Genomic DNA, 13,780 nt, shown 5'->3' with positions numbered 1-13,780 from the left:
AGGCAGGTCCCTCAATAGATCGGGAAGCGCCCGGTCAGTTCGTGGACCTTGGCCTTGACCGCCTGCTCGACGGCGGCGTTGCCCTCCTCGCCGTTCTGGCTGAGGCCGTCCAGGACCTCGGCGATCAGCTCGCCGACCTTCTTGAACTCGGCGACGCCGAAGCCGCGCGAGGTGGCGGCGGGCGTGCCCAGCCGGATGCCGGAGGTGACCATCGGCTTCTCGGGGTCGAAGGGGATGCCGTTCTTGTTGCAGGTGATGTGGGCGCGGCCGAGCGCGGCCTCGGCCGCCTTGCCGGTCACCTTCTTGGAGCGCAGGTCGACCAGCATCAGGTGGTTGTCGGTGCCGCCGGTGACGAGGTCGAAGCCCTTGGTCCGCAGCGTCTCGGCGAGCGCCCTGGCGTTCTCGACAACGGCGCGGGCGTAGATCTTGAACTCCGGCTGCAGCGCCTCGTGGAAGGCGACGGCCTTGGCGGCGATGACATGCATCAACGGCCCGCCCTGGATGCCCGGGAAGATGGCCGAGTTGAACTTCTTCGCCAGCGCCTCGTCATTGGTCAGGATCATGCCGCCGCGCGGGCCGCGCAGGGTCTTGTGCGTGGTCGTGGTCGCGACATGGGCGTGCGGGAACGGCGAAGGGTGCGCGCCGCCCGCCACCAGGCCGGCGAAATGCGCCATGTCGACGAAGAGCCAGGCGCCGACCTCGTCGGCGATGGCGCGGAAGCGGGCGAAATCCCAGTGGCGGGCATAGGCCGAGCCGCCGGCGACGATGACCTTGGGCTTGTGCTCGCGGGCGAGCCGCTCGAGCGCATCGTAGTCGATCAGCTGGTCGACGACGCAGACGCCGTAGGAGACGACGTTGAACCACTTGCCGGACTGGTTGACCGGCGCGCCATGGGTCAGGTGCCCGCCGGCGGCGAGGTCGAGGCCCATGAAGGTGTCGCCCGGCTGCATCAGCGCCATGAACACGGCCTGGTTGGCCTGGCTGCCGGAGTTGGGCTGGACGTTGGCGAAGCCGCAGCCGAAGAGCCGGCAGGCCCGCTCGATCGCCAGCTTCTCGGCGATGTCGACGAACTGGCAGCCGCCATAGTAGCGGCGGCCGGGATAGCCTTCCGCGTACTTGTTGGTCATCACCGAGCCCTGCGCCTCCAGCACCGCCCGCGACACGATGTTCTCCGAGGCGATCAGCTCGATCTCGTCGCGCTGGCGGCCGAGCTCGAGGTCGATGGCGCGCGCGATCTCCGGGTCGGCATCGGCCAGCGAAGCGCCGAAGAACGAGTTCGAAAGGTGCTTTTCGGCGGCGGCGTCATGGCTCATGGCGAGGCTCCATCGGCGCTGGATCGTCGCATGGTCCCGACCGGGGCCCATGCGGTTTCACTCTGTCGTGCGGAATCCGCGCTCGATCCCGCCATGCGCGGTCCCGTAGCACCCGCGGAGCCCCTTTCCAAGCGGGAAGCGGGTGACATGAGCGCGCGGTCACGGCACAAGGGAGGATGACCAACAACCGCGAGGGAACAGGACCGGAGATGCAGCTGAAGACCGACGAAGCCCCTTTCGCCAGGCGCTCGCCCTTGGGCGCCTTCCTGAAAAGCGAGGCCGCCGGCGGCGTGCTGCTCATGATCTCCGCGGCACTGGCGCTGATCATCGCAAACTCGCCGGTGGCGCCGCTCTATTTCGCGACGCTGGGCAGCTATGTCGCCGGCCTGAGCATCCTGCACTGGATCAACGACGCGCTGATGGCGGTGTTCTTCCTGCTGGTCGGCCTCGAGATCAAGCGCGAGCTCCTCGAAGGGCAGCTCTCGACCTGGTCGCGCCGGGCGCTTCCCGGTATCGCCGCGCTCGGCGGCATGGTCGTGCCGGCGCTGATCTTCCTGGCGCTGACGCGGGGCGACCCGGTCGCGATGCGCGGCTGGGCGATTCCCGCCGCCACCGACATCGCGTTCGCGCTCGGTGTGCTGGCACTGCTCGGCTCACGCGTGCCGGTCTCGCTCAAGATCTTCCTGACCGCGCTGGCGATCCTCGACGATCTCGGCGCCGTCATCATCATCGCGCTGTTTTACACCAAGGGCCTGTCCCTGCCGATGCTGGTGCTGGCGGGCGCCTGCATCGTCGGGCTCATCGTGCTCAACCGCCTGCATGTGACGAAGCTCTGGGCCTATCTCGGCCTCGGGGCGCTGCTCTGGTTCTTCGTGCTCAAATCCGGCGTCCACGCGACGCTGGCGGGCGTTGCGCTGGCGCTGACCATCCCGATCGGCGACGGCAGCGACAGCGACGAGCCGGAACACTCGCCGCTGCACACGCTGGAGCACTGGCTCCACCCCTATGTCGCCTTCCTGATCGTCCCGATCTTCGGCTTCGCCAATGCCGGCGTGTCCTTCACCGGCATGACGCCCGCCAGTGCGCTGGCGCCGGTGCCGCTGGGCATCGCGCTCGGCCTGTTCCTCGGCAAGCAGATCGGCGTGTTCGGCTTCTCCTGGCTCGCCATCCGCGCGGGGCTCGCGGCGATGCCGGCGCAGGCCAACACGCTGCAGCTCTACGGCGTCGCGCTGCTCTGCGGCATCGGCTTCACCATGAGCCTGTTCATCGGCGCGCTCGCCTTCGACAGCCCCGAACTGGGCAAGGCGACCAAGATCGGCGTGCTGTTGGGCTCGATCGCCTCGGCGGTGCTGGGCGCGCTCGTGCTGCGGATGGCAGGGCGCAGACCGGCGGCGGAGTGAGAGGCAGCCGCAGCGCCTTGATCTCACCGGAGCGCCCCCTTATCTGTAACATGTAACGGATTGCGGAGGTGCTCATGCCCACACCCGTCAACCAGCGGGTTCAGAAGCGTCGCGATGCGCTGCGGGCCGCCGGGCTGCGGCCCGTTCAGATTTGGGTTCCAGACACCCGCCGTCCGGGTTTTGTCGAAGAGTGCCGCCGTCAGTCGCTCATTGTCGCAGCGGCGGACGCCGACGATAACGGCCTGAACAGCTTTCTCGAGGCCGCTCTGGCCGATCTCACCGGCGAGGACGAGGCGTGACGCGTGGCGAGATCGTCACCGTCGCGATGACGGGCGATTTCGGAAAGCCCCGCCCTGCCCTCGTCGTCCATGCCGATCCTTTCGATCAGACCGGCACCATCACCGTTCTGCTGATCTCGGGAACGCTGGTCGATGCCCCCCTGATCCGCCTGACAGTCCAGCCGACCCCACAGAACGGACTGCTCAAACCCTCGCAGATCCAGATCGACAAGGCGATGTCGGTCCAGCGGCACAGGGTCGGCGCCGTCATAGGAAGACTGGACGATACGACCATGCTGGCGGTGACGCGGTCACTGGCGCTGTTTCTCGGGATTGCGTGAGAGGGATGCGCAGCAGTTCGATGGCAACGCCTTACCGGCACTAGCAGCGCGACCCGCTTTGGGTAAACATCTCACAAGCGAGTGGCTGCAATCGAGCCCCTCAGCCTGAGCAGCGGAGAGCCGCTTGAGACTTGGCCTCAATCTTCGCGGAGACCTCGCGAAACTCCCGGATGATGAGCTCGTTTCTCATTTCGAGAGATGTGTCGCCTACAGGGAGTGGCTGGCGCCACATGCGGGCGACCTGCCAAACCGCTGGCTTTACAAGTCCGGGCTAGCCATGCCGTTTGGTAGAGGCCCTGTGCATGCCCGCATCTGCTATCGGCTTATGGGCCTTCTGTATGGCGGTTCTTGGAACGGATTGAATGGTCGCACGCTGGGGGATTTTTTCGCCCTCGACTGTGAAATCAAGGATGTCGTGGACGAAATGCGGCGTCGGTCGCATCCCAAGCACCGGTAACGGCAACCGCTGATCCTAAGCTGATCTACATCACGCGAGACATCCCCACTGTCGATGCTCCGTCCCCCAAAACGAAAAAACCCGCCGTTGCCGGCGGGTTTCCTCGTCTTAGACGGCTCGCAAACAGCCGCTCAGATGTCCTGCTCGCCCTGCAGCGCGGCAACGGGGGCCGGGCCGAGTCCGTCCTTGTTGTAAATGTCGTCGCGGAACTGGACGCCGCCGTCGGGCGTCGCCCAGGCGGTGATGTAGACCCAGTGACAGGGCACCGGATTGGCGAGGCGCGCATTGATGCGCTCGCCCGAGGCGATGACCTGGTCGATCTTGGCGCGATCCCAGCCGGGGGTCTCCTTGAGCAGCCAGGCGATGTAGTCGCGCACGTTCTGGACGCGGATGCAGCCCGAGGAGACGAAGCGGAAATCGTCGCCGAAGATGCCCTTGGCCGGCGTGTCGTGCATGTAAACGCCGTGCGGGCTGGGGATGTTGATGCGCACGAAGCCGAGCGAGTTGAACTCGCCACCCGGATCCTGCCGGAAGGTGTAGCGGGTCGCCTCGTCCGAGTTCCAGTTCACCCGCTCCGGGGCGATCTCGCCATTGGGGCCGATGATGCGGATCTTGTTCTCGGTGAGGTAGTTCGGCTCCTTGCGCATCTTCGGGATCAGATCCTTGCGGATGATCGAAGCGGGCACGGTCCAGGTCGGGTTGAAGTTGACCTCGGGAATGCGGGTCGAGAGCAGCGGCGACTGGCGGTCGATCTTGCCGACGCCGGCGGCGTGGCGGGTCGCGACCTGACCGTTCTCGACGGTTTCCACCGTCGCGGCCGGAATGTTGGCGACGACATAGCGGTTGCCGAGATTGCCCGACCAGGTGCGCAGGCGGATGACGTTGGTCTCGAGCTGGCGGATGCGGCGGTCGATCGGCACGTTCATCGCCGCGACGGTCGCCCGGTTGATCGCGCCAGTGGTCGAGAGACCGACGCGGGCCTGGAAGTTGCGGACACCGGCCTCGACATAGGAGTCGTAGACGTTGCTCGTGCCGGCATTGGCCTCGAGATCGCCGGTGATGATCAGGCGCTGGCGCAGGGCCACGACGCCGGGACCGCGCGAGCCGACCGCCATGCGCTCGGCGAGCTGGATCTGCGGCCAGCCGCCGCGCGCCGCGAGATCGCGATAGGCGACGATCGCCGCTTCCGTCGCCTGGAGCGATTCCGGCGAGAGCATCGGCGTGTGCGAGCGGGCCACGGCGTTGCGGGCGCCGGCATCATAGCTCTGGCGCCACTCCGCCTGCTGGGCGAAGGCCGGCACGGCCGTGGTCGCAGCGGCGCCCGAAAGCAGCGCCAGAACTGTTTCGCGGCGGGTCAGGCTCATCGTCGGCATCACGTCCCTCTCGAACTCGTTCATCGTGCGCGGGTCCGGCAAGGACCCGCAGGCCGCCCGCTGGCGCGGGAGCCTCATACCGGGCGAAACTGCCGTAACACAATTAACGAGGCGTGATGAGCGCGGCGAATTTAGGGCATGGCCGCATCCTGCAACATGCAGGGCGCGATTGTGGCGGCGGCGCAACGCGACGCCGCCCCCGGCCGGCGGCGGGAGCGGCGACAGCGTGCGAGAGAGGCGGAAGCGGGAGCGATCCCGCCCCGTTTCAGAGCTTGTAGCGGATCTGGTCGGTCCAGAAGCGCTCGAGACGCAGCAGGGCGTTGTTCATGCGCTCGAAGTCGTCGGCCGCGATGCCACCGATCTGCTCGACCGTGCGGACGTGCTTGTCGTAGACGCCCTTCACGAGATTGTGCACTTCCGCGCCCCTCTCGGTGAGGCTGATGCGCACCGAGCGACGGTCGATCCGCGAGCGGGCATGGTGGAGATAGCCGAGCTCGACCAGCTTCTTGACGTTGTAGGAGACGTTCGAGCCGAGATAGTAGCCGCGGGTGCGCAGCTCGCTGGCCGACAGCTCGGCGTCGCCGATGTTGTAGAGCAGCAGGGCCTGCACGCTGTTGACGTCGTCGCGGCCGCGCCGCTCGAACTCGTCCTTGATGACGTCTAGGAGGCGGCGGTGCAGCCGCTCCACCAGCGTGAGGGACTCGAGGTAGAGGGGCTTCACCTTCAGGTCAGCCTCTTCAGACCTGTCGACGGCCGAAGTCTTGACGCTCGCTTTCATGGTATATCCCGCCTGTTGACTGCCGGTCAGGATTGATCTCCCGATCCGCTTCTGAGAAACACCATAGGCCGGGCGGATGAAAACGAGTTTAAATATCAGGATGAATCAGGGATTTACCCCTTTGGGTGAATGCAAGATGAAGCCAGAAAGGCTTAAGCTAAAGCGTTAGTTACCGTGACTCGTCGCTGTCGAACGGTCGGTCGTCAGGCGCTTTCGTTCTCGGCGGCCCAGGTCGCGACGAAATAGGCCAGAATCGCGCAGAGATAGGCGCCCGCCAGCCAGGGCGTCATCGGCAGCAACCGCGGGAAGAAGAAGGCCAGCAGCAGATGGCTGATCGCGGCCAGCAGCCAGAGCACGCCGCCCCAGGTCGAGGTCAGCCAGAGCCCGACGGCCGCGACGAGATCGATCACCGCGAAATAGACGATGATGGCCTGGAAGCTGAGCAGGCGGTTCTCGAAGGGCGGCTGCGCCTCGCCCCAGACACCGAAGATCACGGCCCAGGCGAGCAGCCCCTTGGCGAGCCAGAGCACGGAGAGGATGCGCAGCATCCAGACCAGCAGCGTGCGCCAGCGCGTCGAGGCGGCCTGCGCGCCGCCGCCCGCCCCACCCTCGATGCGCCCGCTGCGCAGCGTGTCGGTGTCGCCCGCCGGCATCGCCTCAGGACTCCAGCGCCAGCTCGGCCGCGCCGAGGGGAGCGAAATAGGCCGCGATGGCGCCGGGGTCGACGTCGTCGAGCGAGGCCGGCTGCCAGTGTGGCGCGTGGTCCTTGTCGATCACCACCGCGCGCACGCCCTCGTAGAAATCATGGCCGTGGGCGATGCGCGAGACGATGCGGAACTCGGTGCGCATCGCCTCGGCGAAGTCGAGCCCGGCGCCGCGGCGCATCTGCTCGAAGGCGATGGCGACGCTGGTCGGCGACTTCACCGCGAGTGTCTGGCGCAGCTTGGCCGCAAACGCGCTGCCGGCGGCGGCGGCCGCATCGAGACGGGCGAGAATGGCGGGCAGGGTCGGCGCTCCGAAGCAATCGGCGATCGTCTCGCGCTCAGCGGCGAGTTTCGGCGGGCCGGGATCATGGCTCACCGTGGCCAGGATGTCGTCCAGCGCGCCACGGCGGGTCAGCGCGTCCGTGACCTCCGCCATGCGCGCGCTCGGCACCGCATGGGTCACCAGCCCGAACGCCAGCGCATCGGCCGCGCCCACCCGGTCGCCCGTCAAGGCGAGATAGATGCCGGCCGCGCCGGCCAAGCGCGGCAGCGCATGGGTCGCCCCGACATCGGGGAAGAAGCCGATGCCGACCTCGGGCATCGCGAAGAGGTAGCGGTCGCCCGCGATGCGGTGGCTGCCGTGCAGGGAGATGCCGACGCCGCCGCCCATGACGATGCCGTCGATCAGCGCGACATAGGGCTTCGGATAGCTCTTGATGCGGGCGTTGAGGATGTATTCCTCGCCCCAGAAGGCGAGCATCTCGTCATGGCGGCCCGCCTTGCCGAGATCGTGCAGGGTCCGGATGTCGCCGCCGGCGCAGAAGGCCTTCTCGCTCGTGCTGGTGACGACGACCCGCTCGACGGCCGGGTCCTTCTCCCAGGCGTCGAGCGCGCGGGCGAGTTCGCGGACCATCGGCAGGGTGAGCGCATTCAGCGCCTTCGGCCGGTCGAGCACGACCATGCCGGCCGCACCGCGCACCTCGCACAGGATCTCCGGGGTCTGCGACATGCGGCTGCGCTCCCTGCTGCGTCGGCCCGGTTCTGGGCCGGGCCGGCGACGCTTGTCAACGCGCCCGAACGCCCGACGATCCGTGCGACGACAGGCCCTTTTTTGGAACCGTTCCGATGTGCTACGGTTCTATGACCGGCCTTGCCGGCACACCCAGCCGACGGAGGCCTCATTGGACACCCGGAACGTGCGGCCCTTCCCGGCGCCGCAGCTTCGCCCGGACATGGCCCCCGCTCTCGGCCTGACCCGGCGCATGCGGCGCAACCGCAAGGCGGAATGGTCACGGCGGCTGGTGCGCGAAACGCGGCTGACGACCGACGACCTGATCTGGCCGCTCTTCCTGATGGATTCGAGCGAGGCCCGCACGCCCGTCGCCTGGATGCCGGGCGTCGACCGCCTCAACATCGAGGAGGCCGTGCGCCAGGCCGCGCATGCGGCGTCGCTCGGCATTCCGGCGATCGCGCCCTTCCCCTTCGTCGACAAGGCGCTGCGCGACCCGACCGGCTCCGAGGCGCTGAACGCGCGCAACCTGATGTGCCGGGCGGTGCGGGCGATCAAGGCCGAGGTGCCGCAGATCGGCATCATCTGCGACGCGGCGCTCGACCCCTACACCTCGCATGGCCATGACGGCGTGATGGAGGGTGAGCGCATCCTCAACGACGCCAGCGTGGCGATCCTCGTCCAGCAGGCGCTGGCGCTGGCTGATGCCGGGGCCGACGTGATCGCCCCCTCCGACATGATGGACGGGCGCGTCGGCGCGATCCGGGCCGCGCTTGACGCGTCGGGCCAGGAGGACGTGCAGATCATGGCCTATGCGGCGAAATACGCATCGGCCTTCTACGGCCCGTTCCGCGACGCCATCGGCACCAACGCCACGCTGGTCGGCGACAAGCGCACCTACCAGATGGACCCCTCCAACTCGGACGAGGCGATCGCCGAGGTCGGCCTCGATCTCGAAGAGGGCGCCGACATGGTGATGATCAAGCCCGGCCTGCCCTATCTCGACATCGTCGCGCGGGTGAAGGACCATTTCCGGGTGCCGACCTTCGCCTACCAGGTCTCGGGCGAGTACGCGATGATCATGGCGGCGGCCGGCAATGGCTGGCTCGACGGCGAACGCGCGATGATGGAGAGCCTGACCGCCTTCAAGCGGGCCGGCGCCGACGGCGTGCTGACCTATTTCGCGCCGCAGGTGGCGCAGAAGCTCAAGGCCGCCGGCTGAGGACTCGCACCTCCGCTCGTCATTGCGAACGCAGCGAAGCCATCCAACGACTTGGCGCTCGACGCCCCCTGAATTGCTTCGTCGCTGCGCTCCTCGCAATGACGAATGGCGCGCGGTCGCTTCTGCGCTACGCTGGCCGCCGCATGCGCCCTCTCCTGCCGACGATTCTGCTGGTTCTCGCGCTCGCCTCCTGCAGCGAGCGCTTCGACACCGACCAGCAGCGGCTCTGCCGCCAGGCGATTCCCGCCCTGAACGCACCGGGCACGCCGATCACGATCGAGCGGTCGGGCACGGGGTCCCGGCCCCATGTCCTGCGCATGATCTATCTGGCGGGACCGGCCGCAGGCCCGGTGCGGCGGCGCAGCATCGACTGCCTCTTCGCCGGCGAAGGCCAGGGGCCGCGGCGCGGCGGCCTGATCGGCATCGCCTCAGACGGCCAGCCGATGACCGATGCGAGCTTCTACCTGCTGCGCCGCTTCTATCTGGAGGACCGCGCCGAGCCGCCGGTCGACCCCGGCGCCGCCTTGCCGCTCTGGCTGCCGGAGCTACCTCACGCCGCGGCCTATGGCCTGCAGCAGGGGCTCAGCACCCTGCCAACGGCGGCGATCTACGCCCTGCTCGCCTGCGCCTATGCGCTGATCTACGGCCTGAGCGGGCGCATCATCCTGAGCTTCGGCGAGTTCGCGGCGTTGGGCGCGACGGCCGCGGTGGTCGGGGCGGCCCTGTTCGTCTCCGTCGCGGCGTCGACACCGGTCGCAGGGCTGATGGCGGCCTTCGTGGTCGCCATCCTCGTCGCAGCGCTGCACGGCTTCGCGATGGGCCGGTTCGTGCTGAGGCCCCTCGCCCGCGCCAGGGGCCAGGCGGTGCTGATCGCGACACTGGGCCTCGCGCTCGCTCTGTCGGAATATCTGCGGCTGGCGCAGGGCACGGGGCTGCGCTGGCTGCCGCCCGTGCTGAACGAGCCGATGCCGCTGGCCCGCGCCGGCAGCTTCATCGTGACCGCGACGCCGCTGGGGCTGGGCGTGGCGGCGGCCGGGTTCGCGGCGACGCTCGGGCTCGTCCTGCTGATCGGGCGCTCGGCCTATGGCCGGCAATGGCGCGCGGTCGCCGACGATTCGCGCACCGCCGCGCTCTTCGGCGTCGATCCCCGGGCGGTCCACGACCGGGCGCTGATCCTGGCCTGCGCGGCCAGCGGCATGGCCGGCGTCATCGTCACCGCCGTCTATGGCGGGATGGGGTTCGCCGGTGGCTTCACGCTCGGGCTGAAGGCGCTGATCGGCGCCATCCTCGGCGGCATCGGCACGCCGGCGGGCGCCGCGCTGGGCGGGCTTTGCATCGCCCTGTTCGAAGTGCTCTGGTCGGCGATGATGCCGCTCGAACAGCGCGACATCGCCGTCTATGCCCTGCTCGCCGTGGTCCTGATCCTGCGGCCGGGCGGCTTCTTCGGCGATGGCGCGCTGACCCCGCGGCCCGTCTGAGCGCCCCGCCTGTCCGCCCTCACCCTCACGCCCTCTTCAGCAACCGGACTCCCCACCATGAGCGAGCCCTTCACGATCACGCCGGCGGATATCGAGGCGGCGGCGCGGCGCATCGAGGGCCATGTGCTGCGGACCCCGCTGGTGCCGGCGCCGCGCCTCTCGGAGCTCACCGGCGCGACCGTGCTGGTCAAGCACGAGAACATGCAGGCGACGGCCTCGTTCAAGGAGCGCGGCGCGGTCAACAAGCTGCTGACGCTGGACGAGGATGAGCGCGAACGCGGCGTCATCGCCATGTCGGCCGGCAACCACGCCCAGGCTGTGGCCTATCACGCGCGGCGCTTCGGCATTCCCGCGACGATCGTGATGCCGGAGACGACGCCGCTGGTGAAGGTCGAGAACACGCGCTCCCACGGCGCCCGCGTCGTCCTCCATGGCGAGACGCTCTACGAATCGGCGCAGAAGGCACGCGAACTCGCCGCGGCCGAGGAACTGGTCTTCGTGCATCCCTATGACGATCCCGCCGTGATGGCCGGCCAGGGCACGATCGCGCGCGAGATGCTCGACGACGACCCCGAGCTGGAGGTTCTGATCGTTCCGCTCGGCGGCGGCGGGCTGATGGCGGGCAATGCGGTGGCCGCCAAGGCGCTGAAGCCGTCGATCGAGCTGATCGGGGTGGAGGCTGCGCTCTATCCCTCCTTCTTCAACGCCATCAATGCCGACGACCTGCCCGTCGGCGGGCCGACGCTGGCGGAGGGCATCGCGGTCAAGACCGTCGGCGTCCAGACCCTGCCGATCGTCTCCAGCCTCGTCTCCGACATCGTGCTGGTCGGCGAGGACCTGATCGAACGCGCGGTCTACGCTTACGCCAGTCTTCAGCACAGTCTTGCAGAAGGCGCCGGCGCGGCCGGGCTCGCCGCGATGCTGAAGGAGCCGGGGCGCTATGCCGGGCGCAAGGTCGGCCTGCTGCTCTGCGGCGGCAACATCGACACCCGCCTGCTGGCGGCGATCATGGTGCGCGAACTCGAGCGCGAGGACCGCATCGTCGCCTTCCGGCTGACGACCGCCGACCGACCGGGCCTGCTCGGCAAGGTCGCGAGCCTGCTCGGCGAGCAGGGCGCCAATATCCTCGAGGTCAGCCATGGCCGGCTCTTCCTCGACGTGCCCGCCAAGGGCGTGACGCTGGACGTCACCGTGGAGACCCGCGGCAGCGCCCATTCGGCCGCGATCGAGGTGGCGCTGCGCGAGAGCGGCTTTGCGCCCCATCGCGTGCTGCCGCGGGGACTTGCGGGCCGCGACCTTGCGGAACCGGGGCGCTGACCAAACATTGTATCGAGGGCCGCACCGGCCCGAACGAGAACAGGACACGAATTCAAGATGAGCGACACCCGCTACGGCCAGCCCCCGATCGTCGCGATGGGCGAGCGTCCGGTTCAGGATGTCAGCGGCGTCCTGGGCTCGCGCATCTTCGCCTGGATCGGCGACATCATCATTCTCGCGATCCTCGGTTCGCTGGTCTGGTTCGCGCTCGCGGTGCTCGGCATCATCACCTTCGGCGCGACCTGGCTGCTGATCCCGATCGCGACGGTGGCAACCGCGCTCGGATACGCCGCGCTGACCATCGGCGGCCCGCGCCAGTCGACCTGGGGCATGCGCATGGCCGGCCTGCGCGTCGAGACCGCCACCGGCGGCCGGCCCGACGGGCTGGCGGCCGCCGTCCACGCGCTGTTGTTCTATGTCGCGGCCTCGACGGTGGCGCTCTGGGTGCTCGACATCCTCTGCGGCATCGTGCGCAGCGACCGGCGCCTCGGCCATGACCTGCTCACCGGGCTGGTGGTGGTGCGCGCCTGACGGCACGGCGACAGGCGCAACCAGCGCCTGTTACCGCCCCACCGTTCGAGAGGGCTTGGCTTCGGCGTCCAGCCGGTCGAGAACCGCCAAGGCAGCTTCGATGTCGCCCGTCGCGGCGACGCTTCGGAAATGGTTTTCGGTGTCCCACGCTGCCAGCGCCTGCGCGCTCAACTGCTCGACGAGCTTGTTGACGCTGAGCCCCCGGCTTTGCGCGAGCGACTTGAGCCGCGATGCCGTTTCCTCCGGCAGCCTGATGGTCATGACCGTCATCGTTTCACCTCCAGGAACTGAGCGGGCGTCAGGATGGCGAGCCGTCCGAAGCGGAGTTCGCCGCGGCCGAGATCCCGCAAATTGTGTGTAATGATAGCGGAAGCGCCCCCTGCGATCGCCAGCTCAATCAGATGATTATCTGCTTCGTCGGGCAAATTCGGACGCCACCCGAAGTAGATCGTGACCCAACGCCCTCGCTTTGCCAGCGCCGCGAGGACTTGGTCGCGCTCCTGCGGCGTCGTGATGTCGCTCCAGACGGGGCGAGCGAGCAGATCGCGATACTCGAGCCAAAGGGCATTGCCGAATAGCGGCTCGACCTCCCCTTGCAGCGCAGCGCGCAAAACAGCACGCGATGCACCGCCCTCCGACCGCAGGCCGGATACGAATACGTTGGTATCGATCACGACCGAGATCGTCATGATAGCATATATGCCGTCAGGTCGACGGCGATCAAGATAGGGCGGTCATGCCGTTGGGTCATCGACAGGCGGCCCTTGTTGCCGTCGACACTGCTGCTAAACTCAGGTTCGACCCCGATGCCGGAGCGAACCTGACGTGACGCGCCCGTTGCGGGATGCCCCGCAATTCTACCTGACGTCGCCGACGCCGTGCCCCTATCTGCCCGGGCGCGAAGAGCGCAAGGTGTTCACGCATCTCGTCGGCGCCCGTGCACGCGATCTCAACGACGTGCTCAGCCATGGCGGCTTCCGTCGATCGCAGAGCATCGCCTATCGCCCGGCCTGCGAGACCTGCCGGTCCTGCATTTCCGTCCGCGTCCTGGTGGATGAGTTCCGGCCCTCGCGCAGTTTCCGAAAGGTGATGTCGCACAACAGCGACCTGATCGGCGAATGGCTGCCGCCGCGGCCCCGCTCGGAGCATTACTCGCTGTTCCGGACCTATCTCGACGAGCGCCATCCCGATGGCGGGATGGCGACGATGTCGGCGCTCGACTTCGCGATGATGGTCGAGGACACGCATGTCGAGACCGCGCTGATCGAGTATCGTCGGCGCGGCCCCGACAGCGGCTTCACCGGTCGCGGCCGGGGCGATCTCTTCGCGATGGCGCTGACGGATACGCTGAGCGACGGGCTCTCCATGGTCTATTCGGTGTTCGACCCGTCGCTGGAGGCGCGCTCGCTCGGCACCTTCATGGTGCTGGACCATATCGAACGGGCCAGGCGGCTGCGCCTGCCTTATGTCTATCTCGGCTACTGGGTCGAGGGCTCGCCGAAAATGGCCTACAAGCAGCGCTTCCTGCCCCAGGAAAGGCTGCTGCCGCAGGGTTGGGAACGCTTCGGCTGACATCGTC

General features: G+C 68.1%; 15 protein-coding genes. 8 read left to right on the top strand and 7 right to left on the bottom strand.

Features of this window, described 5'->3' with window-relative positions:
- Nucleotides 1-11 precede the first annotated feature (11 nt).
- Nucleotides 12-1,313 (bottom strand): serine hydroxymethyltransferase, encoded by a 1,302-nt coding sequence (gene glyA / locus BSY19_RS14510; RefSeq protein WP_069057117.1) that lies wholly within the window; start codon nt 1,311-1,313, stop codon nt 12-14.
- A gap of 209 nt (nt 1,314-1,522) precedes the next feature.
- Between glyA and nhaA the strand changes: the two genes are divergently transcribed.
- From nhaA to BSY19_RS14495, 3 genes are all read left to right on the top strand, one after another.
- Nucleotides 1,523-2,713, top strand: coding sequence for a Na+/H+ antiporter NhaA (gene nhaA / locus BSY19_RS14505; protein ID WP_069057116.1), 1,191 nt, complete (start codon nt 1,523-1,525; stop codon nt 2,711-2,713).
- A gap of 74 nt (nt 2,714-2,787) precedes the next feature.
- Complete coding sequence (locus tag BSY19_RS14500; protein ID WP_069054781.1) at nt 2,788-3,012, top strand: antitoxin MazE family protein; 225 nt, start codon at nt 2,788-2,790, stop codon at nt 3,010-3,012.
- Nucleotides 3,009-3,332: a type II toxin-antitoxin system PemK/MazF family toxin gene (locus BSY19_RS14495; RefSeq protein WP_069054780.1), complete on the top strand. Its 324-nt coding sequence runs from the start codon at nt 3,009-3,011 to the stop codon at nt 3,330-3,332. Before BSY19_RS14500 ends, BSY19_RS14495 begins: the two co-directional genes overlap by 4 nt.
- A 588-nt stretch (nt 3,333-3,920) precedes the next feature.
- Here BSY19_RS14495 and BSY19_RS14490 read toward each other — a convergent pair.
- The 4 genes from BSY19_RS14490 to BSY19_RS14475 all read right to left on the bottom strand — a co-directional run bounded on the left by BSY19_RS14490 (nt 3,921) and on the right by BSY19_RS14475 (nt 7,653).
- Entirely contained in the window at nt 3,921-5,153 is a 1,233-nt protein-coding gene (locus tag BSY19_RS14490) for a L,D-transpeptidase family protein (protein WP_069057115.1), read from the bottom strand.
- Between the two features lie 274 nt (nt 5,154-5,427).
- On the bottom strand, nt 5,428-5,940 hold the full coding sequence (gene ldtR, locus BSY19_RS14485; RefSeq protein WP_069054779.1) for a transcriptional regulator LdtR: 513 nt from the start codon (nt 5,938-5,940) through the stop codon (nt 5,428-5,430).
- Between the two features lie 203 nt (nt 5,941-6,143).
- Nucleotides 6,144-6,593: a DUF6163 family protein gene (locus BSY19_RS14480; RefSeq protein ID WP_069054778.1), complete on the bottom strand. Its 450-nt coding sequence runs from the start codon at nt 6,591-6,593 to the stop codon at nt 6,144-6,146.
- Nucleotides 6,594-6,597: 4 nt separating this feature from the next.
- The gene (locus BSY19_RS14475; RefSeq protein ID WP_069054777.1) at nt 6,598-7,653 is read right to left on the bottom strand and encodes an enoyl-CoA hydratase/isomerase family protein; all 1,056 of its coding nucleotides are present in this window, start codon (nt 7,651-7,653) and stop codon (nt 6,598-6,600) included.
- A gap of 223 nt (nt 7,654-7,876) precedes the next feature.
- Here BSY19_RS14475 and hemB point away from each other — a divergent pair, with 223 nt between their 5' ends.
- From hemB to BSY19_RS14455, 4 genes are all read left to right on the top strand, one after another.
- Entirely contained in the window at nt 7,877-8,875 is a 999-nt protein-coding gene (gene hemB, locus BSY19_RS14470) for a porphobilinogen synthase (RefSeq protein ID WP_069057114.1), read from the top strand.
- A gap of 143 nt (nt 8,876-9,018) precedes the next feature.
- Nucleotides 9,019-10,353, top strand: a complete 1,335-nt coding sequence (locus BSY19_RS14465; protein WP_171905144.1) for a branched-chain amino acid ABC transporter permease — start codon at nt 9,019-9,021, stop codon at nt 10,351-10,353.
- Nucleotides 10,354-10,410: 57 nt separating this feature from the next.
- Entirely contained in the window at nt 10,411-11,670 is a 1,260-nt protein-coding gene (locus tag BSY19_RS14460; RefSeq protein ID WP_069054775.1) for a threonine ammonia-lyase, read from the top strand.
- 57 nt (nt 11,671-11,727) lie between these two features.
- Nucleotides 11,728-12,201, top strand: coding sequence for an RDD family protein (locus BSY19_RS14455; RefSeq protein WP_083247616.1), 474 nt, complete (start codon nt 11,728-11,730; stop codon nt 12,199-12,201).
- A gap of 30 nt (nt 12,202-12,231) precedes the next feature.
- On the opposite strand, the gene BSY19_RS14450 is transcribed toward BSY19_RS14455, so the two are convergent.
- Together BSY19_RS14450 and BSY19_RS14445 are read right to left on the bottom strand one after the other, a co-directional pair.
- Nucleotides 12,232-12,471, bottom strand: a complete 240-nt coding sequence (locus tag BSY19_RS14450; protein WP_069054774.1) for a ribbon-helix-helix domain-containing protein — start codon at nt 12,469-12,471, stop codon at nt 12,232-12,234.
- Nucleotides 12,468-12,890, bottom strand: coding sequence for a putative toxin-antitoxin system toxin component, PIN family (locus tag BSY19_RS14445; RefSeq protein WP_069054773.1), 423 nt, complete (start codon nt 12,888-12,890; stop codon nt 12,468-12,470). Before BSY19_RS14445 ends, BSY19_RS14450 begins: the two co-directional genes overlap by 4 nt.
- Before the next feature lie 136 nt (nt 12,891-13,026).
- On the opposite strand from BSY19_RS14445, the gene BSY19_RS14440 reads away from it, so the two are divergent.
- Nucleotides 13,027-13,773: an arginyltransferase gene (locus tag BSY19_RS14440; RefSeq protein WP_069054772.1), complete on the top strand. Its 747-nt coding sequence runs from the start codon at nt 13,027-13,029 to the stop codon at nt 13,771-13,773.
- The last annotated feature ends 7 nt before the right edge of the window (nt 13,774-13,780 follow it).

This window comes from Bosea sp. RAC05 (assembly GCF_001713455.1).
Classification (GTDB): domain Bacteria; phylum Pseudomonadota; class Alphaproteobacteria; order Rhizobiales; family Beijerinckiaceae; genus Allobosea.
The sequence above is the reverse complement of the archived record's forward strand: the minus strand, read 5'-3'. Positions and strand labels throughout refer to the sequence as shown.